The sequence below is a fragment of the Microbacterium sp. GXF0217 genome (assembly GCF_054798195.1).
In genome coordinates, this window is sequence record NZ_JBSJZG010000002.1 from 49,817 (window position 1) to 70,688 (window position 20,872).

The following is a 20,872-nucleotide window of genomic DNA, read 5'->3' on the forward strand; positions in this document are numbered from 1 at the left end:
TCCCTCAGGCTTCGAGGTCTCCGTACATCGATGCGATGTCCTTCGCCGTGAGCCACCGCTCATACGTCGCATCCTGCGGCCATCCGTCCGGGACCTCCTGCCACTCCTCCTGACGGCCGTACGGCAGAACGTCAGCGATTCCGAAGTTCACGCTGAACCGTTCGGCGCCCCGCCCGGTGGTGTGCCAGGTGCGGTACACGTCATCGCCGTCGCGCAGGAACACGTTGAACGCGAATCCGTCGTCCGGACCGGCGTCCACGTCGGCGCCGAACGTCGTGCCGGCCGCGGAGTACCAGGTCATCCGGTTCCCGACCCTCTTCTTGTACGTGAGGATCTCGTCCATCGGGCCATTGGTGATGATGACGAACCGACTTCCCGAATCTCGCGGCACTGCGCGATGCCGTCGCGGCGGCGATCCTCGAGCGGGTCGCGGCGGGGATGACGAGCGGGGCAGCGGGCGGCGCGGATCGCCTCCGCACGGTCGGAACCGCCTACATCGACTTCGCGCTCGCCGAGCCGGGGTGGTTCGCGGTCGCGTTCTTCGGGTCGCGGTCGCTCACCCCGGAGGCGACAGCCGCCACGCCGACCTTCCGCGCGCTCGCGGGCGCGCTCGCCGATCTCGTCTCCGAGGGTGCGCTGGACGTGGAAGCCGCCGAGGCCGCCGCGTGGTCGTGCTGGGCGACAGTGCACGGCTTCGCGGAGCTGTGCCTGGGTGGTCCGCTGGCAGGTTCGCCGCGCGAAGAGCAGCGTCGGCTGGCGGCGTCCGCCGTGGAGGCGACCATCGCCGGCATCCTGGTCCGCCCGTCGAGCTGACGAGCTGCCATCGCCGAGTGCACGGGGTGCGCTCGCGGGAACGGCCTGCGTGCGCGGCGGAGTCGTTCACTCGGCACGAAGCCGCGCATTCGCGGGTGTCGGCGATGGCATCGGAGCGGTGAGACGGCTCCCAGCCCCGCGCAAGGCCCGCGGCCTAGACTCGGGGTATGGCTCAGCGCAACACGTGGCAGCGCGAGCGCGTGCGCGACGCCCTCGCCGATGCGCGCGGGTTCGTCAGCGCCCAGTCCCTGCACGCCACCCTCCGGGATGAGAACACCGGCATCGGGCTGGCGACGGTCTATCGCGCGCTCGCGGGTCTCGCGGCATCCGGCGATGCGGACTCGCTGCAGAGCCCCGAGGGCGAAGCCCTCTACCGCGCCTGCTCGACGCAGGGCCACCACCACCACCTGATCTGCCGCTCGTGCGGTCTCACCGTCGAGATCGAGGCCACGGAGGTCGAGGCCTGGGCGCAGCGGACTGCCGCGCTGCACGGCTTCACCGAAGCGGCGCACGTCGTCGACATCTTCGGCCTGTGCACCCCGTGCGCGAAAGCGAAGCAGGCGCTGGAGTCGGCGACCGCGTGAACGTGCTCACCGCCCCCGGCCGCGCAGAAACGCGCCGCACGTCGCCGATCGTCGGCGTCGCGGTGGGTCTCGGCATCCTCGTGGTGCTGTTCGCGATCGACCTGTTCCTGCCCCAGCTGTACTCGGTGTCGCTGCCGAACCGCGTCCAGGACGGGCTGACCCTGTCGCTGAGCGTGCTGATCGAGGCGCTGCCGTTCGTGATCCTCGGCGTCCTGCTGTCGATCGTCGTGCAGGTGTGGCTGCCGGCCGACGCGATCCAGCGCTGGCTGCCTCGGCGCGCCTGGGCGCGCCGAGCCGTGCTGTCGCTGCTCGGGATGCTGATCCCGGTGTGCGAGTGCGGCAACGTGCCCTTCGCTCGCGGACTGATGATGCGCGGACTGGCGCCCGCTGAGGCGCTGACGTTCCTCATGGCGGCGCCGATCGTGAACCCGATCGTGATCCTCACCACCCACGCGGCGTTCGGCTGGGACGGCGGGATCCTCGTGGCGCGCCTGGTCGGCGGATACCTCATCGCCAACCTCGTCGGCTGGATCTACAGCCGTCACCCGTCACCCGACGCCCTCCTCACCGAGCGCTTCGTCGCCACCTGCGACCGCGTGACGCATGAGCACGGCACCCCGATCCGCCGCAGCCTCACGCAGTTCCTCATCGAGCTGCGCGCGGTGATGCCGGCGCTCGTGATCGGCTCGGCCGTCGCCGGGGCCGTGCAGGTGCTCATCCCGCGGGACGTGCTGCTGGCGATCGGATCGAACCCCGTGCTGTCGATCGTCGCGATGATGGCTCTCGCGATGACCGTCGCGATCTGCTCGAACGTGGATGCCTTCTTCGCCCTGTCGTTCGCTTCGACGTTCTCGCCCGGAGCGATCGTCGCGTTCCTGCTGGTCGGTCCGCTCGTGGATATCAAGATGCTCGCGCTGATGCGTACCACGTTCACCACCCGCACCCTGGTGGGGATCGTCGGCATCGTTCTGCTGAGCGCGTTCGTCATCGGGATCGGGGTGAACGTCTTTGTCTGAGCAGGTCTCGCGTCGGCGTGCGCTGTGGTCGCGGTGGCTGGGCGTCGGCCTCGCCGCCGGTCTCGCGGTCGTGACTCTCGGCCTCGCATTCACGGGGCGCCTCTCGCTCTACATCAGCCCGGAGTCGGTCTGGTTCGCCGTGGCCGGCGCCGTCGTCACGCTCGCGGGCGCGGTCTGGTCGTGCACACTCCCGCTCGGCGAGGAGATGGACCACGACCACGACCACGGAACGGATGCCGCGGCCGACGCCGCTTCGCCCCGGCGCACGCTCGCGGCGGTCGGGAGCATCACGGCGGGTGTCGTGGCTTCGGGCGTCGTGGTCGCGGGGCTCGTGCTGCCGCCGGCATCCCTGTCCGTCGAACTGGCCATGTCTCGCGCGGGCGAAGCCGGCACGCTGTTCGCCGGCGCGGACACCGTGACGCTCGGCGTCGCCGACACGTCGACGTTCGGAGTGGGGGACTGGGCGAGCGTTTTCGCCACGGCCACCCGGCCGGAGAGCTATGACGGCTCGACCGTGACGCTCACCGGATTCGTCACCCCGGGCGACGGCGACGACGAGATGAACCTGTCCCGCCTGGTCATCACGCACTGCGTGATCGATGCCCAGCCCGCGTCGATTCCGGTGGTGTCGGCTTCCTGGTCGAGCGACTACGACGTGGGGCAGTGGGTGGAGATCACCGGCACGATCACGGCGGATGCCGACGGCACTCTGAGCGTGGAGCCCACCGAGGTCACGGCGATCGACGAGCCGGGGGATCCGTATGAGTACTGATTCGCCGAACCCGCCGCGCACCAGAGCCGAGTTGCGTGCGCTGCGCGCCGCTGCCGACGCGGCCGCCGCGGATGGTCTCGTAGGGGATGCCGAGGCGGCTAATCAGGACCCTTCGAGTCAGGCGGCTCGGGATGCTGCGCCGTCTCTGGACGCGGATGGCCGCGTCTCGGCGTTCGACGCGGCGATTCGCGACACCTCGCGGGGCTTCGTGCCGGTGCCCGATTCCACGCCGATCATCGAGGGGACGCAAGCGGTCGCTTCGGATGCTGCGACCCGACACAATGCGACCACTCCCGCAGCTCCCGCCGAGACCGGCGAGCCGGCCAGCGCGACGACCGCGGACGCACCTGGCTCCGCTGATACGCCTCCCGCCACGGACACGCCGCCGGCCGGAGCACCCACCGAGCCCCGCGAGTCCACCGAGCCCCGCGCACCCCGCACCCACCGCTTCGGCATCCTGCTCGGCTCCGTCCTCGGAATCCTGGCGCTGATCGGCGCGACCCTCGGCATCCTCAGCGTCACGCAGGGACCGCGCCTTGTGGACGAGCAGATCGACCCAGCGCAGGCGATCGAGGTCTCCGGCAGCCGGCTGATCCTCACCACGAACCAGCCGCTGACGGCCATCGACCCCGAGCAGGTCACGGTCGAACCCGCCGTCCCCTTCACCGTCGACGCGGCGGGACGCAGCCTCGGCATCCGCTTCACCGTCCCGCTCGATGACGAGACGACGTACGACGTGCGCATCGCCGACGTCACGAGCACCGGCGGCGGCCCGTCCGCGGATCTCGTGACCTCCTTCACGACGCCGCCCTCCGAGGTCTTCCTTCTCAAGCGGGATGCCGAGGGCGAAGACAGCATCTTCCGCACCGACCTCACGGGCGCAGGCGTGCCGGTGTACTCCGCCGAGCGCATCGACGACTTCCGCGCAACCACCGCGCAGCTCGTCGTCGCCGTCGAGGACGAGGACGGCTCTTCGATTCTGGTGATGAATCGCGACGGATCCGAGCCGCGCGAGCTGACTCTCCCCGGCGATGGCTTCGTGACCGGCGTGCAGGTGTCCGACCGCGGAGGCCTGGTCGGCTACACGTACTCGGACCGAGAGCTCACCGACACCAGCGGGCGGGCGAGCGTGCTCGTCACGCAGCCGCTCGACGGTTCGGGTGAGCCGCGGATCGTCGAGGTCGCCGATGTCGAGGCCAGCATCGCGGAGTGGGAGTTCGTGCCGGATTCCGCCGCGGTCCTGTTCATCGACTGGCAGGGCGCGCTCGCGCTCGAGGATCTCTCGTCGGATGCCGGAACGCAGGCCCTCGGCACGGCGATGAGCATCATGGGCGTCTCCCGCGGCACGTACACCGCGATCATCGAGCGCACCGACGGCAGCGTCGTCGAGCTGAACCTCGCGGACGGATCGGAGACGCCGCTGCCGGCATCCGATCCGGACTACGGGGTCGCGACCACCATCGCGCCGTACCCCGGAGGGACCCTGCGGCACATCGTCACCCGGGACGAGAACGGTCTCCCGACGGGCCAGTCCGTGATCCGGGTCGATGACGACGGCGCGGCGACGCCGCTGCTCGAGGTGCCGAGCACCGACACGATCCTGCAGGTGTGCGCATCGCCGAGCGGGCAGTACACGGCCGTCACCGTCGCGCCCGATCTCGCGAACAACCCGTACGACGACTTGCTCGCGCCGCTGCCGCAGACGTTGCACACGCACGTGCTCGACACCGACACGGGAGAGGAGATCGTCCCGGTGACCGGATTCGACATCTCCTGGTGCCCCGTCGGACCGGTGTTCTGACCCGTGCTCCACAGGGCTGCGCGCGAGGAGCTCGACGGCCTGCCGCTGGAGGTCGCACCTCGCCTGCTGGGCGGACGACTCCGCACCGTCGTCGACGGCACGGTGGTGACGCTGCGGATCACCGAAGCCGAGGCGTATCACGGACAGGGCACGGGGCTCGTGCCGGACCCGGGGTCGCACGCCAGGATGGGGCGCACGGCGCGGAACGCCACGATGTGGGGAGACCCGGGTCGCCTCTACGTGTACCTGAGCCACGGGATCCATTCCTGCGTCAACGTCGTGTGCGCGCCGGAGGGCGTCGCCGGCGGTGTGCTGCTCCGGGCGGGCGAGGTGATCGAAGGGGCGGATGCCGCGGCATCCCGATCCGGACGAACGGGGCGGGACCTGGCCAGAGGGCCGGGGCGATTCGGGCAGGTCTCGGGGCTGCGGCATCCGCGTCATGACGGCATCGATGCCGTGACCGGCGCCGATCACGAGGGCGCGACAGCCGAACTGTGGCTCGACGACCCGCTCAGCGCGATCGCGAGCGGACCCAGGGTCGGGGTCGCGGGTGTCGCCGGAACCGACGCGTTCCCGTGGCGCTTCTGGATCCCGGGGGATCCGACCGTGTCGCCGTTCCGGTGGGGCCGCGGGGCGGCCGATGCCGCGGTCCGCTGAGTCCGCCGAAGGATGCTAGACTGTCTCTTTGTCTGCGCACACTCCTGTGCGCAGTTCGCATGCTGTTCCGGATTCCGGCTCCCTGAGCCTGTCGAAGGTCAGCGCGCAGACAAGGGATCTTGGGTGAGGCCGTCCGGTCTCACGGTATTGAAGGAGTAATCACATGGCAGCAGTGTGCCAGGTGACTGGAGCTGTTCCCGGCTTCGGTCACAACGTCTCGCACTCGCACCGCCGGACGAAGCGCCGCTTCGACCCGAACGTGCAGAAGAAGACTTACTACGTCCCGTCGCTCGGTCGTAAGATCACGCTCAACGTGTCCGCCAAGGGCATCAAGGTGATCGACGCGCGCGGCATCGAGAAGGTTGTCGCCGACCTCAAGGCGAAGGGTGTGAAGCTCTAATGGCCAAGAAGGCACAGGACGTCCGTCCGATCATCAAGCTCCGCTCGACGGCGGGCACCGGTTACACCTACGTGACCAAGAAGAACCGTCGCAACACCCCCGACCGCCTCGTGCTGAAGAAGTACGACCCGGTGGTCCGCAAGCACGTCGAATTCCGAGAGGAGCGTTGATCCATGGCTAAGAAGAGCAAGATCGCTCGCAACGAGCAGCGCAAGGTCATCGTCGAGCGCTACGCCGAGCGTCGCGCCGAGCTGAAGAAGACGCTCGTCGACCCGAACGCCACCGACGAGGCCCGCGAGGCCGCTCGCGTCGGTCTGCAGAAGCTGCCGCGCAACGCGTCGCCGGCTCGCGTCCGTTCGCGTGACGCGATCGACGGCCGCCCCCGTGGCGTGCTGACGAAGTTCGGCATCTCCCGTGTGCGCTTCCGCGACATGGCCCACCGTGGCGAGCTGCCCGGTGTGACCAAGTCCAGCTGGTAAGCATCGCATTCGAAAAGGCGGGGTTCTTCGGAACCCCGCTTTTTTCGTGCCCGGACGCCGCGTCCGTTCGGGAGGAGAGCACCCGTTCGGGAGGGTCGAACAGCCCGCGGCATCCTCCCGCACAGCTCATCTCCTCCCCAGGATGCTAAGACTGCCGGCCCGCTCGCTCTGCACAGAAGCGGAGGGCTGGCCTGATCTCCACACGTTCGCCGGATGAGGCGGATGCCGTGCCTCGGAGCGGATCATGCTTTCGATGTGGATATCGTCGAAACAGTACGAGCGCGCGGCATCATGCGCGTACAGGCGCTGATGGATGCCGGGGCGAGTCTCGCAGCCATCAAACGTGCGAAGCAGGCGGAACTGATCCGCACGGTCGCCCGCGGCTGGGTCGCCGTCGAAGGCGCCGACCCGGTGCTCGTAGCCGCCGCCCGGCACGGGATCGTGTACACGTGCGTCAGCCGCGCCCAGCGCTTGGGGCTCTGGGTCTCCGCGAGTCCGGATGCGCCGCATGTCGCGGCGCCGGCGCACGCCGGCCACATCAGGACGCGAGCGAAGGTTCACTGGGGCGCTCCTCTGATTCCGCGGCATCCCGACGACCTGGAAGACCCCGTCGAGAACGCACTGGTCATCCTGGCGGGGTGCGTGCCCATCGAGGAGGCCGTGATCGTCTGGGAGTCGGCGTTGCGCCGCCAGCTCATCGACGCGCATGTTCTGACCAGGTATGCCCTGCCGCCGGCGGCGAGGAGGGTCCTCGAGCGCGCGACCCCGTTCTCGGATTCGGGGTTGGAGACCATTCTGATCCAGCGTCTTGGCTGGCTGAATCTTCCACTGCTGCCGCAGGCCTGGGTGCTGGGACATCGCGTCGATCTGCTGATCGGCGACCGGCTGGTGATTCAGATCGACGGCGGCCACCATGTCGGCGCGCAGCGCACGAGCGACATCGATCACGATGCCCGGCTCACGCTCCGGGGCTACCACGTTCTGCGGTTCAGCTATGAACAGATCATGGAGCGCTGGCACGAAGTGCAGGCCATCATCATGGCCGCCATCGCGCAGGGCCTCCACCTCGCGTGAGGGCGCGATCCGCAGGGGAGGACATGAGCCACCCGGGAGGAGCACTCGGCTCGAGGCGTCCTCCCGGGTGGCTCATGTCCTCCCGAACGGTCGCCCCAGAACTCCCAAGCGTGTGACGGGAGTGACGAATGTGGCCCGACACGCCGCTGAAAACGTCAAAACCCGCGAAATGACGCGGAAATGTCGGTCATGGTTGATACATTCGAGGCGGTCGCTCGACCAGGAGCATCCGCTCCGACCCACACAACAACGCGACGGGACCCTCGTCGCTGGAGGATGACATGGCTGACAAGTCCATCACCAAGACCGAGCTCGTCGCGAGCATCGCTTCCGCCACCGGCCAGAGCCAGGCCACCGTCTCCGGTGTGCTCGACGCTCTGTTCTCCTCGGTCTCCGACGCCGTTGCCAAGGGCAGCAAGGTCTCGATCCCCGGCTGGATCTCGTTCGAGCAGGTCGACACGGCCGCCCGCACGGGCCGCAACCCGCAGACCGGTGCCGAGATCAAGATCCCGGCCGGCAAGCGCGTCAAGGTGACCGCCGGCTCCAAGCTCAAGGCTGCCGTCAAGTAAGACTGCTTCCTTTCGAAGGCCGCTCCCGTCGAGGGGGCGGCCTTCGCGCGTTCACCTGGGAATCCGCGGCCTCCGCGCCGCGTAGGCTGGACGGGTGACCACGCCAGCGCAGCGGGTCTCGGCGTATCGCGTCGCCGGGCCCGCGATCCTCCTCATCGCCGGTGTCGTCGCCACCGTTCTCGCCCTGATCTACGGCGGGGGTGCCGAGGCGCCCCGTCTGCTCGACCCCGGCCCCGTGGTGCGCTGGGGTCTGCCGGTCGTCAAGATGCTGAGCAACGTCACGGGCGCGGTCATGCTCGGCTCCCTCGTGCTCGCGCTCTTCGCGCTCCGTACCGGCACCAAGCCCTTCGAGCGGGCGATGGATGCCGCGTCGGCGGGAGCCGCGGCGTTCACCGTGGCGTCGGGGACGACCGCGTTCCTCACCTTCATGTCGGTGTTCAACCCGGCACTGAGCGCCGACCGGCTGTTCGGCGAGCAGCTGGGCAGCTTCCTGCTGAACACGGCGCTCGGCCAGGCGTGGCTCATCACGACTCTCATGGGCGCGACCGTCACCGTCGTCGCCTTCGCGTGGCGCACCTGGACGCCGGTGCTGCTCACGGCGATCCTGGCTGCAGCATCCTTCCTGCCGCTCGCGACCCAGGGCCACTCCGGCGATGTCGCGGGGCACAACATCGCGGTCAACTCGATCCTGCTGCACACGATCGGCGCTGCGGTGTGGCTCGGCGGCCTCCTGCTCGTCGTCCTGCTGCGGCGCACCCCCGACGTCGCGGTCGCCTCGCTCGTGCAGCGCTACTCGACGCTCGCGCTCGCGGCGTTCGTCGTCGTCGCGGTCTCCGGGCTCGCCCGCTCGATCATCGCGCTGGGGGACTGGTCGGGGCTCGCGACGCCGTACGGCGGCATCCTGGTCGCCAAGGTCGTCCTGCTCGTCGCGATGGGCGCGCTCGGCGCCTGGTACCGCTCGCGACTGATCCCCAAGCTCGACCAGAACCGCCGCTGGTTCTGGATGCTGGTGCTCTGCGAGGTCGCTCTCATGGGCTTCGCCTCCGGCGCCGCCGCGGCTCTCGCCAGGACGGAGCCGCCCGTCGGCGAGACACCGCCCGCCGTTCGGACGCCGGCCGAGATCCTCACCGACTCGCCGCTGCCCCCCGAGCTCACGCTCGATCGCTGGTTCACCGAGTGGAACATCGACGTGCTGTGGCTCGTGCTCGGCGGCTTCGGGCTGGTGTTCTACATCGCCGGCGTCCTGCGGCTTCGCCGCCGCGGGGACCGCTGGCCGATCCACCGCACGGTGTTCTGGGTCTTCGGCGTCCTGCTGCTGATCTGGGTGACCAGCGGCGCCCTCAACGCCTACCAGGACTACCTGTTCAGCGTGCACATGATGGGGCACATGCTGCTGTCGATGGCGATTCCGCTGCTGCTCGTGTCCGGTGCGCCGATCACCCTCGCGCTGCGCGCGATCGAGAAGCGCGACGACGGCACCCGCGGCGGTCGCGAGTGGATCATGTGGGCCGTGCACTCGCCGTTCGCGCGCATCGTGACGCATCCGTTCGTCGCGGCCGGGCTCTTCGTGGGCTCGCTGTGGGCGTTCTACTTCACGGATCTGTTCCGCTGGTCGATGTACGAGCACCTCGGTCACGAGTGGATGGTCGCGCACTTCCTCATTTCGGGCTACCTGTTCGTGATGAGTCTCATCGGCGTGGACCCGGTGCCGTATCGCCTGCCCTACCCCGGCCGCCTGATCACGCTGATCGCCGTCATGGCGATGCACGCGTTCTTCGGCATCGCGATCATGATGCAGACCGGGCTCATGGTTTCGGAGTGGTTCGGCGCCATGGGCCGCACGTGGGGTCCGACGCCGCTGGAGGATCAGTACATCGGCGGCGGCATCGCATGGTCGGTCGGCGAGATCCCCACGCTCGTCCTCGCGATCACCGTGGCGATCCAGTGGAGCCGCAACGACACGAAGGTCCAGCGCCGACGCGACCGGCACGCCGACCGCACCGGCGAGGCCGAGCTCGAGGAGTACAACGCCCGGCTGGCGGAGCTCGCCGCCAAGGATGCCAGGGCAGCAGCACGCGAGCGCCGCTAGAGTCGTCAGCACGGCGCCGCCTCGCGGCGCCTCGATCGGAACGGCGCAGCGGGATGACAGCGCGGCCGCCCTGGCATCCCAGCTTCTCATCGCCGGCTGGCCGTACTCGTCGGATGCTCTTCCCCCCGATGCCGAGTGACCGAGAGGCATCCGTGAATTATCCGTCGGTCGGGGATCCGACGAGGATGGATGCCGAGCCGTCGGCGAGGATGGTGATCGTGCCGTTCACCTGGAACGGGACGTCCTCCGAGACATGCAGGATCTTGCCGTCGAAGAGGGAGCGGATGTCGACCTCGATGTGCGCCACGGCATCCGTCGCGGGGATCGCCCACGCGCCGCCGTCCGGTTCGACCGCGACCTGAGGCTGCTGCGCGATCGACCAGGTCGGCACGCCGTCGATGCGGTTGCTCACGTCGTAGCCGAACGGGCAGGCGGTGGGCTTCAGCACCTGCTGGGCGGTGCACGCCGTGAGGAACTCCTCGACCCGCTGCTGCACGACCGCCACGAATTCGTCGGTCGCCGTCGCGGTCACCGAGATCGGTGTCGACGTGACCGGAGCATCCGCGAGGACGCTGACGCCCGGAGACTCCGAGATCGCGGTGTCGACCGTGACCGAGTAAACGCCGGGGGTGAACACGAGCATCGAGAGCGGGGCCGTCGGGTCGGCTTCGGATCCGGACGCCGAGACCTGGCCGCGCTCGACCGTGAACCCGTTCACGGCGAACCGGTCGGCGCCGAGCAGCGAGAGTTCGACCGCCGCAAGGGGGCTCTCGCTGAACCGCCACCGCGGGGCGATGCCGATCCAGCCGTCCTGCTCGACGTGGAACGTGCTCTCACCCGCATGGCCGTTGGCGGCGTACGCGACGGTGACCTCGCTGACGTCGTCCTGCGTCGTCGTCGCGACGACGTCGACGTCGGTCAGCGGCGTCAGGGCGGCCTGCCGCAGCAGCGCCTCGGAGGCGGTGGGGTCGATGCCGGCATCCTCGAGCGTGGCGCGGTCGATCGCCACCCCTGGGACGAGCAGCGCGTCGCCCGCCCGACCGGCGGCCAGCAGGTCGAGATAACGGGTGACGAACGCCGCCGGACTGTAGAACTGCTGGTACAGCGCGACGCCGCCGGCGCCCAGCGCCGCGAGGAGGAGGATGCCGACGAGCGCGAGGATCGACAGATCGACCCCGAGGCGCGCGCGCCGGGGCGACCTCGGCGCAGGCAGCTCCATGGCGTCAGTCTAGGAGGGCGGGCCTGGGACGAAGCCGAGCATTGCCGACGGTGACGGGGCAGGGCGACGTACCATGGATGCCGTGTCCCTCCCCGCCCTCTCCGCCGAACAAGAAGCCCTTTTCCGGCTGATCGAGGACACCGACGAGCACGTCTTCGTGACCGGCCGTGCCGGTACGGGCAAGTCGACGCTGCTGCAGCATTTCGCGTGGAACACCAAGAAGCAGATCGCGATCTGCGCGCCGACCGGCGTCGCCGCGCTCAACGTCGAGGGGCAGACGATCCACTCGCTGTTCCGCCTGCCGATCGGGCTCATCGCCGACAGCGAGATCGACCAGAACGATCCGACCCGGCGCATCCTCAATGCGATCGAGACCCTCGTGATCGACGAGGTGTCGATGGTCAACGCCGACCTGATGGATGCGATGGACCGCGCTCTGCGTCAGGCGCGCGGGCGCCGCGGTCTGCCGTTCGGCGGGGTGCAGGTCGTCATGTTCGGCGATCCGTATCAGCTCGCGCCCGTGCCGCCGCGCGGCGACGAGGCTCGCTACGTGGACGATCACTATCGATCCTTCTGGTTCTTCGACGCGAAGGTGTGGGCGGGATCCGCTCCCGGCGATGACGACGGACTGCTCGACCTCGGACGGCACGGCGCCGAGCTGCACGTGCGCGAGCTCGTCGAGATCCATCGGCAGTCCGACGACGGGTTCAAGGCGATGCTGAACGCGGTCCGATACGGACGCGTGACCGCCGAGATCGCCCAGGTGCTGAACACGCAGGGTGCGCGGCCCCAGCCGGAGCCGGAGCCGGGCGAGGTCCCGATGATCACACTCGCCACGCGCAACGACATCGTCAACAGCATCAACCGCCGTCACCTGACCGCTCTCGGCGGCCGGGAGCAGACCGCGAAGGCCGAGATCAACGGCGACTTTGGCCGCGGTGAGGCGAACTTCCCCGCGGATGCTGAGCTGAAGCTCAAGGTCGGAGCCCAGGTCATGTTCCTGCGCAACGACACCGCGATGGCCGGTGAACCGCCGCGGTGGGTGAACGGCACGATCGGAACCGTCACCCGCATCCTCGGCGGCTCGGTGCGCGTCGACATCGACGGCGAGGAGGTGGATGTCGAACCGGCCGTATGGGAGAGGTATCGGTACGCCTACAACCCGCTGACCAAGACCCTGTCACGGGACGTGGTGGCGGAGTTCACGCAGTTCCCGCTGCGTCTCGCGTGGGCAGTCACGATCCACAAGTCGCAGGGCAAGACCTACGACCGAGCGCTCATCGATCTCGGCTCTGGCGCGTTCGCCCCCGGCCAGACCTACGTCGCCCTGAGCCGATTGACGTCGCTCGACGGCCTGTACCTGTCTCGGCCGCTGCGGCCGAGCGACATCCGCGTCGACGAGGACGTCCGCCGCTTCATGCGCGCGGCGTGGGAGCGCAACTCGACGCCCGAGGTCACCGCCTGATCAGGCGGCGACGCGGGCGCGGTCGAGATCCTCGAAGAGCTCGGTGTTGAAGCGGTACGCGAGCAGCACCTCGGCGATGACGCGCTCGCGCTCGGCCTCGTCCCAGGGCGCAGCATCCAGCTGGTCGCGGTAGACGTCCTTGAACGCCTTCGGGTCGGCGATGTCGTCGAACAGGTAGAAGCCGATCCCGTTCGTCTCGAACCCGAACCGGCGCTGCATGACGCGTCCGATGAAGATCCCGCCTGAGAGATCGCCGAGGTAGCGCGTGTAGTGGTGGGCGACGAAGCCGCCCGGCCATGTTGCGCCGACCTGGTCGATGCGCTCGACGTAGCGCCGGGTGGTCGGCAGTGGCTGGATCTGCGCCCGCCAGTCGGATCCGAGAAGGAAGGCGAGGTCGGCCTCGAGCGCGGGCAGGCGCGTGAGCTTCTCGCTGAGGAAGACCGAGGCCACCGGGTCGCGCCGCATCCGCTCGGCGGCGGATTCGAGTGCGGCGTAGATGAAGTAGTGCTGCGCGACGAGCGCGATGTAGTCCTCGCGCGAGCCCTCGCCGGTCAGCAGTTCGCCCATGAATCCGGCGTGCTCGCTGCGGGAGTGGGACCCGGAGGAACGCTCGCGCAGGGCTGCGGAGAACGACAGGATTTCGGACATGCCCTCAGTGTAAGGGCAACCTAACTCAATGCGAAGAGACGATTTCAGGCGTGCGGTCGCGGCTCGACGCCGAGGCGTGCGCAGGCCTCGTCGTACAGCGCCACGATCTCGCGGCGAACGGCCGGCCGCTCGGAGATCGCGCCGCCCGGCCACGGCACGCGCACCTCGTCCTCCGTGTCGTCGGCACCGGTCACGCGCCAGGTGCCGGCGTCGCCGTCGAAGCCGGTCATCACGGCATCCACGATGAGGCTCCCGGATGCCGGGGCGAACGCGCGAGCGATCAGCAGGTTGTCGTCGGTGTGATCGCCGTTCATGTGGCGCAGCACGGCTGCGACCACGTCGGCGTCAAAGGTGTGGGGCACGCCACCACTGTAGGACCCGGCCGGTCAGTTCCATCCGGGGTGTCTTTCAGGATGCGGCCTCTAGACTCTCTGGAGATACCCAGGGAGTGGATCAATGCACCTTCTGTCGTCGCGCCGTCTGGGCGCAGCAGCAGCCTCAGCCGTGGCGCTCGCGCTCGTTCTGGCGGGTTGCTCGAGTGATGCGGACGCGACGTACACGCCGCCGTCGCAGGTGGACGGCGCTCTCCCCGACGACACGGTCGCGCAGATGCAGGCCGCGGTCGACAACGCCATCACGGCATCCGGCTCCTCGGGTGCGATCGTCGGCGTGTGGGTGCCCTGGAGCGGCGAATGGGTCGCGGCGACGGGAACGCAGGCGCAGGGCGACGAGACCGAGGTCACGACGGACATGTCGTTCCGGATCGCCGACGCCACGCGCCTGATGACCTGCGATGTGCTCTACGGCATGGCCGACGACGGCCTGATCGAACTCGACGCCGCGGTGCCCGATTATGTCTCGGGCGTCGCGGATCTCAAGGACATCACGCTGCTGGATCTCTGCAACGGCACCGCGGGCATCGGCTCGTCCGAGGCGAAGCTGAAGAGCGCGTGGCTGACCACGCCGGAGCGCGTCTGGGCTCCGCTGGAGCTCGCGAGCTTCGGTCTCGGCCAGGAGGCGTCGACCCCGCACACCGCCTACCGCGACTCCGACTCGGGGTACCTGCTGCTCGGTCTCGCGCTCGAGCGGGCGTCGGGCAAGAGCGCGTCGGCGCTCATCAACCAGTACGTGACGGATCCCCTCGACCTCACCCAGACGCGTCTGCCGGGGTCGCGGGCGGCTGCAGCATCCGACGACGCCGTGCTGCGCGGCAACACGCTCCCGGCGATCGAGGGCGGATACGACTGCACCACGCCCATCGACGTGAGCGTCGCGTCCGCGAGCATGGGCTACACCGACTCCGGTGCGGTGTCGACGATCGAGGACCTCGGCAAGTACGTTCAGGCCACAGCGGCGCAGGCATTGCGCGCCAAGGATGCCGAGCCCGCACGGTTCGGCACCCCGCTGCCGGTCTCGGCGTCCTCACCATCCTGGTACCAGGCCACCGGCGGAGCGTTCGTCGTCGGATCTATGATCGGCCAGCAGGGCTGGGTCCCCGGCTACGCCACGTCGGCGTACTCGGACCCCGCCACCGGCTTCACGGTCGCGGTCACGCTGAACAACTCGGCATCCGGCAGCGCTATCGCCGCCTACCTCGCGTGGGAGCTCGCGGCGATCGCGTCCAAGGCTCCGGCCGCCGACGGAGAGACGGCACCCGACTTCGGGCTTCCGTTCACGGCCCAGCAGTACCACGACACGATCTCCAGCATCGTCACCTGCGCCGCCCCTCCCGCCGGCTGACGCTCGTGCCCGATCGTCCGACCGGCTCGCCGAAGGCCGTCGACACACTGAACTTCCTCAAAGCCCGCATCGCACGGGGCGACTGGCCGATCAACAGCCGCATCCCGCGCGAGCCGGAGCTCATGGCGATGATCGGGGTCGGCAAGTCGACGGTGCGCGAGGCCGTCAGGGCGCTCGCCACTCAGGGGATGCTGGAGCCGATCACTGGCGTGGGGACCTTCGTGCGCTCGCGGACGCCGGTGGCGTCCGTCGTGACGGACCATCTCGCCGAGTACTCGCTCGAGGACGTGCTGGTCTACCGTCGTGCCCTCGAGATGGAGGCGGTGCGGCAGGCGGCCGTCCAACGCACGGACGAGCAGGTGGAGCAGCTGCGCGCCGTGTGCGAGCGCGACCGCCGGATCACGGCGGGCACGCCGTTCGCGAGAGAGCTCGGCGAGACCCCTGGGAGCTTCCACCATCTCCTCTTCGAGGCGTCGGGCACGCGTCTGCTCTCCGGTCTGTACGTCGCAGTGATGCCGGTGATCCGCATGGCGGTCCGCGGGGGTCGGCTGCAGATCGGCGCCGCCATGGAGGTCTTCGACGCGGATCATGCGGCGATCCTGGCGGGCATCGCGGATCAGGATGCCGTGGCCGCCGCCCGTGCGATGGCCACGCATCTGGATCACGACCTGGTCGTCGTCTGAGCGGCCTCGTCAGTCGACGAGCCCGAGCCGATGGGCGAGGATCACGGCGTGCACCCTGTCGCGGGCGCCGACCTTCGCCAGCACCCGGCCGACGTGCGTCTTCACGGTGGATTCGCTGAGGAACAGCGCCTGTGCGATCTCGGCATTCGACAGGCCGCGCGCGATCTGCAGGAAGACATCGCGCTCGCGCTCGGTGAGCGCCGTGGTCGGTGATCATGCTTCGACGCTACGGAGGACAGTAGTGGTCGCGCGTCCTCCTGCGGTACCGTTCCTGTGCCATCCGGAGGCACCGCAGGACCATGAACTGAAGAGGCCGCGGCGATTGCTCGCCGCGGCCTCTCCCTTTACCGTTCTCAGACTCTGTTGCGTCCGCCGATCACGCGGAACAGGAACGCGATCAGCGCGATGACGCCGACGATGAGCGCCACCCACAGCAGCCAGCTCAGGGCTGTGTTGAGGCCACCGACGATGGCCAGGACGACGGCGATGACGATGATCAGCACCAGTGCGATGTTCATGAACGACTCCTTCGCTCGGGTTATGCAGACAATAATGCCGCGCTTTGGGCGATAGGCCACGAGGGTTGACGCGCGACGTCGCCGGGTGGTAGCCGCGCCGGCGCCGCCGAGAGCCGGGGAGAATGGAGGGACGAGGTTCTGAGGAGAGACATGGCAGCGCACCCCTTCGACGCGATCACTGCGGACGACCTTCGGCACGCCGGCAGCGTGAAGTGGACGGCGTTCCCCGACACGATCGGGGCGTTCGTCGCCGAGATGGACTTCGGCGTCGCGCCCGCCATCACGGAGGCGATCACCGCGTCATTGGATGCCGGAATCACCGGCTACCTGCCCCAGCGGTTGAGTGCACAGCTCGCTGAGACGACGGCATCCTGGTACTCCGAGAAGTACGGCTGGGATGTTCCGACCGAGCGCGTGCGCGCGGTGGCCGACGTCATCTCGGCGTTCGAGTTCGCGATCGCGTCGTACTCGTCGCCCGGGGCCGCGGTCATCGTGCCGACGCCGGCGTACATGCCGTTCCTGACGGTGCCCGGCCGTCTCGGTCGACGCGTCATCGAGGTGCCGAGCATCCGCGTGGACGGTCGTTGGGTCATGGATCATGCCGGGGTCGCCGCGGCGTTCGCCGACGGCGGGGAGCTGCTCGTGCTGTGCAACCCGCACAATCCGCTCGGCACGGTCGCGACGCGCGATGAGCTGCTGGCGATCGCCGCGACGGTGGATGCCGCGGGCGGGCGGGTCTTCAGCGACGAGATCCACGCGCCGCTCGTGTACGCGCCCGGCGTGCACATCCCGTACGCGTCGGTGTCGGACGTCGCTGCCGCGCACACGCTGACCGCGGCATCCGCGTCGAAGGCGTTCAACCTTGCTGGGTTCAAGTGCGCGCAGCTGATCTTCTCGAACGAGGAGTCCGATCGGCTGTGGGAGGCGGATGGCGGATGGGCCGGGCACGGCACCGCGACGGTCGGCGTGATCGCGAACATCGCCGCCTACACGGGCGGGGAGCCCTGGCTCGACGATGTCGTGGAGTACCTCGACGGCAACCGGCGGCTGCTGGCTGAGCTGGTCGCCGAGATCCCGGGGGTGAGCATGGTGGTTCCGGAGGGGACGTACATCGCGCTGCTCGATTTCCGCGAGACCGGTCTGACGGGGGATCTCGCCGCCTGGTTCCGCGAGCACGCCGGTGTCGCGATGACCGACGGGTCCGCGTGCGGGGAGGCGGCGATCGGGTGCACCCGTTTCGTGTTCGCGACGCCGCGTCCGGTCATGGTCGAGGCGATCGAGCGGATCGCGCGTGCTCTCGCCGATGTCGCTTCGGCCGGGGAAGCCGTGGCCTGATTCAGCACTGGACCGTCATGCGACTCGCAGGATGCCGCGGGGGAGATGCCTTGACGCCCTGCGGGTGCGGGTGTTGCCTGGGGTGATGGAGATCGTCACCTCTGCAGACGGGACACCCATCGCCACCCACACAGTGGGCGACGGCCCGACGGTCGTCTTCGTCAACGGGGCGATGTCCACCGCGCGCGACGCCGGTGAGATCGCCCGTGCGTTCGCGGATGCCGGAATGCGCGCGGTCACCTACGACCGGCGGGCGCGCGGCGACAGCGGCGATGCAGCGCACGCTGAGCCCGAGCGCGAGGTCGAGGACCTCGCGGCGGTGATCGCGGGATCCGGATCCGACGCCGCCGTGATCGGGCACTCCTCTGGTGCCGTGCTCGCGCTGTTCGCAGCCGGTGCGGGCGTGCCGATCGCGCACCTGTTCCTATCCGAACCGCCGTTCCGGTTCGGCGTGGATGATCCGGCATCCGACCTCGCCGACCGGCTGCAGGCGCTGGTCGACGACGGGCGACCAGGTGACGCAGTGGTGCTGTTCCAGCGCGAGGGCGTGGGGCTGCCGGAAGCGTTCATCGAGCAGTTCCGAGCGTCGCCGGCGTTCGCGCAGGTCGCGCCCCTCGGGCGCTCCACGGTCTACGACACGCTCGTCACCCAGCGGGTGTCGACGCCCACGCCGAAGATGCTCGGGGTGCGGATGCCGGTCACGATCATGCGCGGCTCGGAGACGATGCCGATCCTCGTGACGGCCGCGTCGCGGCTCTCCGCGGCGATGCCGGATGCCGAGTTCGTGGAGGTGCCTGAGTCGATCGGGCACCGGATGGATCCGGAAGCGACGGCGCGCGTCGTCGCCGCCCGCCTCGGCTGACCCGCCCGTGGTGGGGCTCGGCCTGCTGTCAAGCCCCTGCGGTTCGCGAGGTCGGGTGGGTTACGGTCGGCCGCATGATGGCAACGACGAAGACATCCCCCAAGGCATCCGGCTCCCGTACCGCCCGCGGAGGGAGCGGCGAGAAGCGCACACGTCGGCAGAACGCCGAGAAGGGCTTCGTGGCGTCGCCGGAGCTGAGCGCGCATCTGCAGGCGGTGCTGGTCGATCTGCTGGAACTCGCGATGCAGGGCAAGCAGGCGCACTGGAACGTCGTGGGGCGCAACTTCCGAGACACCCACCGACAGCTGGACGACATCATCGATGCGGCACGCGAGTTCAGCGACACGGTCGCCGAGCGCATGCGGGCGCTGCACGCGGTGCCGGACGGGCGCAGCGATACGGTCGCGTCGAGCACGACGCTGCCGGAGTATCCGCAGGGCGAGGTGGACACCGCCGAGACGGTCGATCTCATCACGGAGCGGCTCGAGGCGGTCGTGGCGACCATGCGTGATGTGCACGACGGCGTGGACGAGGAGGATCCGACCAGCGCCGACATCCTGCACGCCGTCATCGAGAAACTGGAGCAGTTCGCGTGGATGGTCAGCGCGGAGAACCGTAAGCCGGCCGGGCGCTGATCGTGGACGCGGAGCCGCGCCGGGCGATCGTGACGGGGGTCGATTCCGGTATCGGTCGGGCCGTTGCGGTCGCGCTCGCCGCCGAAGGCGTCGACGTCGCGATCACCTGGCATTCGGATGCAGCGGGCGCCGAGGAAACGGGCGCCTGATCGCGGTGACGAGCGTGCATGCGCATCAGCCGATGGTCGGGTCGAGCGTGTAGCCGCCGTGCGGAGAGGCACCTCCGGGTGGCGGTACCCGCGTTGGCGAGGCGACTTCTATCCGAAGGGACTCGCACAGCGGCGGGAACTGGAGTACATCGGGTCGCGGTTCTCGACCGTCGAGCTGAACGGCTCGTTCTACTCGTTGCAGCGGCCGGAGAGCTACCGGCGCTGGCGAGTTGCCGTGCCGGACGGGTTCGTTGCGTCACCCGATCGGTACCCGGAGGATGCGGTCGTCGCCCGTGTCCGGCTCGCCGCGCCCGTCGGTGTTGTTGGTGAGGATCCACAGGGAGCCGTCCGGTGCCTGGGCGACATCGCGCAGCCGACCGTACTCGCCCACGAACCATTCGGACGACGTCGTCAGGTCACCCAGTGGGGCCGTATGGAGACGTTCGCCCCGCAGGTTGGCGATGTAGACCGTGCCGTCCGCGATCGCGATACCGCTGGGGCTCGCCTCCGACGGAGCCCACTGCTGCACGGGATCGATCGTGTCGGGCACCTCGGCGATGCCCTCGGCATCCGGCCAACCGTAGTTCCCGCCCGGTTCGATCGCGTTCAGCTCGTCCCAGGTGTCCTGGCCGAACTCACTCGCATACAGCGTGCCGTCGTCATCCCAGGCGAGTCCCTGCGGGTTGCGATGTCCGTAGCTGTACACGAGGGAGTCCGCGAACGGGTTGTCGGCAGGGATGCCGCCATCCGGCGTCATCCGGAGGATCTTGCCGGACAGCGAGTCCGGATCCTGTGCGCTGCTCCTGTCGCCGGCATCGCCGGCCGTCGCGTACAGTATCCCGTCCGGCCCGAACGCGATCCGTCCGCCGTTGTGATTGCCGGCCGAGGGGATGCCGTCGAGAACCGTCTCGGACGCACCCAGCCCGAGCCCGCCCGGTTCGCCGGTCAGCTCGTAGCGGTCGATGCGGTTCTCATCGTCACCGGTCGCGTACGCGTACAGATAGCCGTCGCGGACCGCGATGCCGAGGAGCCCGCCTTCGCCCTGCGGCACGACCTCGGCGATGGTGCCGACCTCGCGCGCGGTGCCGTCCGCCGCGATCTCGAGGATGCGGGCGGTGTCGCGCTCGCTGACCAGGGCCGTGTCTTCGTGGAACACGATCGACCACGGGGCGTCGAGGTTCTCGGCGATGACCGTCACCGGCTGTGCGGGTGTCGAGGGCGCACTCGAGTCGGATGGTGACGCGTCCGGCGTGAGCGATGTGCACCCGGCGAGCACTGCGATGCTGCCGAGAGCGATGACGAGCCGGGCGGAACATGTGCTGGTGGACATGCGATCTCCTCGGCTGTGTTCACGCATCCCGCGG

Annotated in this window: 24 protein-coding genes and 3 pseudogenes; 20 read left to right on the forward strand and 7 right to left on the reverse strand. The window is 69.3% G+C overall.

Translation table 11 applies throughout. The features are described 5' to 3' along the window. Nucleotides 1–4: 4 nt before the first annotated feature. Complete coding sequence (locus ACWAT3_RS03545; RefSeq protein WP_460795948.1) at nt 5–391, reverse strand: DUF899 family protein; 387 nt, start codon at nt 389–391, stop codon at nt 5–7. 47 nt (nt 392–438) lie between these two features. On the opposite strand from ACWAT3_RS03545, the gene ACWAT3_RS03550 reads away from it, so the two are divergent. The 12 genes from ACWAT3_RS03550 to ACWAT3_RS03605 all read left to right on the forward strand — a co-directional run bounded on the left by ACWAT3_RS03550 (nt 439) and on the right by ACWAT3_RS03605 (nt 10,254). Further along, a complete protein-coding gene (locus tag ACWAT3_RS03550; protein ID WP_460795950.1) occupies nt 439–813 on the forward strand; it encodes a TetR-like C-terminal domain-containing protein in 375 nt (124 codons plus the stop codon). A 167-nt stretch (nt 814–980) separates the two neighbouring features. Next, nucleotides 981–1,397: a Fur family transcriptional regulator gene (locus ACWAT3_RS03555; RefSeq protein ID WP_460795951.1), complete on the forward strand. Its 417-nt coding sequence runs from the start codon at nt 981–983 to the stop codon at nt 1,395–1,397. A gap of 2 nt (nt 1,398–1,399) precedes the next feature. Continuing rightward, nucleotides 1,400–2,413, forward strand: coding sequence for a permease (locus ACWAT3_RS03560; protein ID WP_460796781.1), 1,014 nt, complete (start codon nt 1,400–1,402; stop codon nt 2,411–2,413). Next, nucleotides 2,406–3,185 carry a TIGR03943 family putative permease subunit gene (locus tag ACWAT3_RS03565; RefSeq protein ID WP_460795952.1) on the forward strand — a complete coding sequence of 260 codons (780 nt, stop codon included), beginning with the start codon at nt 2,406–2,408 and terminating at the stop codon, nt 3,183–3,185. The genes ACWAT3_RS03560 and ACWAT3_RS03565 overlap by 8 nt, the downstream gene beginning before the upstream one ends. Then, nucleotides 3,175–4,986, forward strand: coding sequence for a hypothetical protein (locus ACWAT3_RS03570; protein WP_460795954.1), 1,812 nt, complete (start codon nt 3,175–3,177; stop codon nt 4,984–4,986). The genes ACWAT3_RS03565 and ACWAT3_RS03570 overlap by 11 nt, the downstream gene beginning before the upstream one ends. A 3-nt stretch (nt 4,987–4,989) precedes the next feature. After that, a complete protein-coding gene (locus ACWAT3_RS03575; protein ID WP_460795957.1) occupies nt 4,990–5,643 on the forward strand; it encodes a DNA-3-methyladenine glycosylase in 654 nt (217 codons plus the stop codon). 163 nt (nt 5,644–5,806) lie between these two features. Next, complete coding sequence (rpmB, locus tag ACWAT3_RS03580) at nt 5,807–6,043, forward strand: 50S ribosomal protein L28 (RefSeq protein ID WP_120226966.1); 237 nt, start codon at nt 5,807–5,809, stop codon at nt 6,041–6,043. Then, nucleotides 6,043–6,213, forward strand: coding sequence for a 50S ribosomal protein L33 (gene rpmG, locus ACWAT3_RS03585; RefSeq protein ID WP_046014935.1), 171 nt, complete (start codon nt 6,043–6,045; stop codon nt 6,211–6,213). Before rpmB ends, rpmG begins: the two co-directional genes overlap by 1 nt. Nucleotides 6,214–6,216: 3 nt before the next feature. Then, nucleotides 6,217–6,522 (forward strand): 30S ribosomal protein S14, encoded by a 306-nt coding sequence (gene rpsN / locus ACWAT3_RS03590; protein ID WP_264156413.1) that lies wholly within the window; start codon nt 6,217–6,219, stop codon nt 6,520–6,522. 309 nt (nt 6,523–6,831) lie between these two features. Continuing rightward, nucleotides 6,832–7,596: an endonuclease domain-containing protein gene (locus ACWAT3_RS03595; protein WP_460795959.1), complete on the forward strand. Its 765-nt coding sequence runs from the start codon at nt 6,832–6,834 to the stop codon at nt 7,594–7,596. A 281-nt stretch (nt 7,597–7,877) separates the two neighbouring features. Further along, nucleotides 7,878–8,165: an HU family DNA-binding protein gene (locus tag ACWAT3_RS03600; protein WP_120230127.1), complete on the forward strand. Its 288-nt coding sequence runs from the start codon at nt 7,878–7,880 to the stop codon at nt 8,163–8,165. Nucleotides 8,166–8,259: 94 nt separating this feature from the next. Then, a complete protein-coding gene (locus ACWAT3_RS03605) occupies nt 8,260–10,254 on the forward strand; it encodes a cytochrome c oxidase assembly protein (RefSeq protein ID WP_460795961.1) in 1,995 nt (664 codons plus the stop codon). A gap of 157 nt (nt 10,255–10,411) precedes the next feature. On the opposite strand, the gene ACWAT3_RS03610 is transcribed toward ACWAT3_RS03605, so the two are convergent. Then, nucleotides 10,412–11,473, reverse strand: coding sequence for a hypothetical protein (locus ACWAT3_RS03610; RefSeq protein WP_460795962.1), 1,062 nt, complete (start codon nt 11,471–11,473; stop codon nt 10,412–10,414). A 73-nt stretch (nt 11,474–11,546) separates the two neighbouring features. Here ACWAT3_RS03610 and ACWAT3_RS03615 point away from each other — a divergent pair, with 73 nt between their 5' ends. Next, entirely contained in the window at nt 11,547–12,938 is a 1,392-nt protein-coding gene (locus ACWAT3_RS03615; protein ID WP_460795963.1) for an ATP-dependent DNA helicase, read from the forward strand. Here ACWAT3_RS03615 and ACWAT3_RS03620 read toward each other — a convergent pair whose 3' ends face one another. Then, complete coding sequence (locus tag ACWAT3_RS03620; RefSeq protein WP_460795965.1) at nt 12,939–13,586, reverse strand: biliverdin-producing heme oxygenase; 648 nt, start codon at nt 13,584–13,586, stop codon at nt 12,939–12,941. A gap of 44 nt (nt 13,587–13,630) precedes the next feature. After that, nucleotides 13,631–13,948, reverse strand: coding sequence for a DUF2470 domain-containing protein (locus tag ACWAT3_RS03625; protein WP_460795966.1), 318 nt, complete (start codon nt 13,946–13,948; stop codon nt 13,631–13,633). A gap of 94 nt (nt 13,949–14,042) precedes the next feature. On the opposite strand from ACWAT3_RS03625, the gene ACWAT3_RS03630 reads away from it, so the two are divergent. Beyond that, nucleotides 14,043–15,326 carry a serine hydrolase domain-containing protein gene (locus ACWAT3_RS03630; RefSeq protein WP_460795967.1) on the forward strand — a complete coding sequence of 428 codons (1,284 nt, stop codon included), beginning with the start codon at nt 14,043–14,045 and terminating at the stop codon, nt 15,324–15,326. A 5-nt stretch (nt 15,327–15,331) separates the two neighbouring features. Next, a complete protein-coding gene (locus tag ACWAT3_RS03635) occupies nt 15,332–16,009 on the forward strand; it encodes a FadR/GntR family transcriptional regulator (RefSeq protein WP_460795968.1) in 678 nt (225 codons plus the stop codon). 9 nt (nt 16,010–16,018) lie between these two features. Here the strand turns inward: ACWAT3_RS03635 and ACWAT3_RS03640 are convergent. Continuing rightward, nucleotides 16,019–16,210: pseudogene (locus tag ACWAT3_RS03640) on the reverse strand (response regulator transcription factor); the annotation flags it as partial. 152 nt (nt 16,211–16,362) lie between these two features. After that, on the reverse strand, nt 16,363–16,527 hold the full coding sequence (locus tag ACWAT3_RS03645; protein WP_460795970.1) for a hypothetical protein: 165 nt from the start codon (nt 16,525–16,527) through the stop codon (nt 16,363–16,365). Between the two features lie 150 nt (nt 16,528–16,677). Between ACWAT3_RS03645 and ACWAT3_RS03650 the strand changes: the two genes are divergently transcribed. From ACWAT3_RS03650 to ACWAT3_RS03670, 5 genes and pseudogenes are all read left to right on the forward strand, one after another. Then, complete coding sequence (locus ACWAT3_RS03650) at nt 16,678–17,862, forward strand: MalY/PatB family protein (RefSeq protein WP_460795971.1); 1,185 nt, start codon at nt 16,678–16,680, stop codon at nt 17,860–17,862. An 85-nt stretch (nt 17,863–17,947) separates the two neighbouring features. Then, nucleotides 17,948–18,724 carry an alpha/beta fold hydrolase gene (locus tag ACWAT3_RS03655; RefSeq protein ID WP_460795972.1) on the forward strand — a complete coding sequence of 259 codons (777 nt, stop codon included), beginning with the start codon at nt 17,948–17,950 and terminating at the stop codon, nt 18,722–18,724. Between the two features lie 77 nt (nt 18,725–18,801). Next, nucleotides 18,802–19,359, forward strand: a complete 558-nt coding sequence (locus ACWAT3_RS03660) for a Dps family protein (protein WP_460796783.1) — start codon at nt 18,802–18,804, stop codon at nt 19,357–19,359. After that, a pseudogene (locus ACWAT3_RS03665) lies at nt 19,356–19,499 on the forward strand (SDR family NAD(P)-dependent oxidoreductase); the annotation flags it as partial. The gene ACWAT3_RS03660 and the pseudogene ACWAT3_RS03665, both read left to right, overlap by 4 nt. Nucleotides 19,500–19,566: 67 nt before the next feature. After that, nucleotides 19,567–19,761: pseudogene (locus tag ACWAT3_RS03670) on the forward strand (DUF72 domain-containing protein); the annotation flags it as partial. Between the two features lie 3 nt (nt 19,762–19,764). Here the strand turns inward: ACWAT3_RS03670 and ACWAT3_RS03675 are convergent. Further along, complete coding sequence (locus ACWAT3_RS03675; RefSeq protein ID WP_460795974.1) at nt 19,765–20,838, reverse strand: PQQ-dependent sugar dehydrogenase; 1,074 nt, start codon at nt 20,836–20,838, stop codon at nt 19,765–19,767. Between the last annotated feature and the right edge of the window lie 34 nt (nt 20,839–20,872).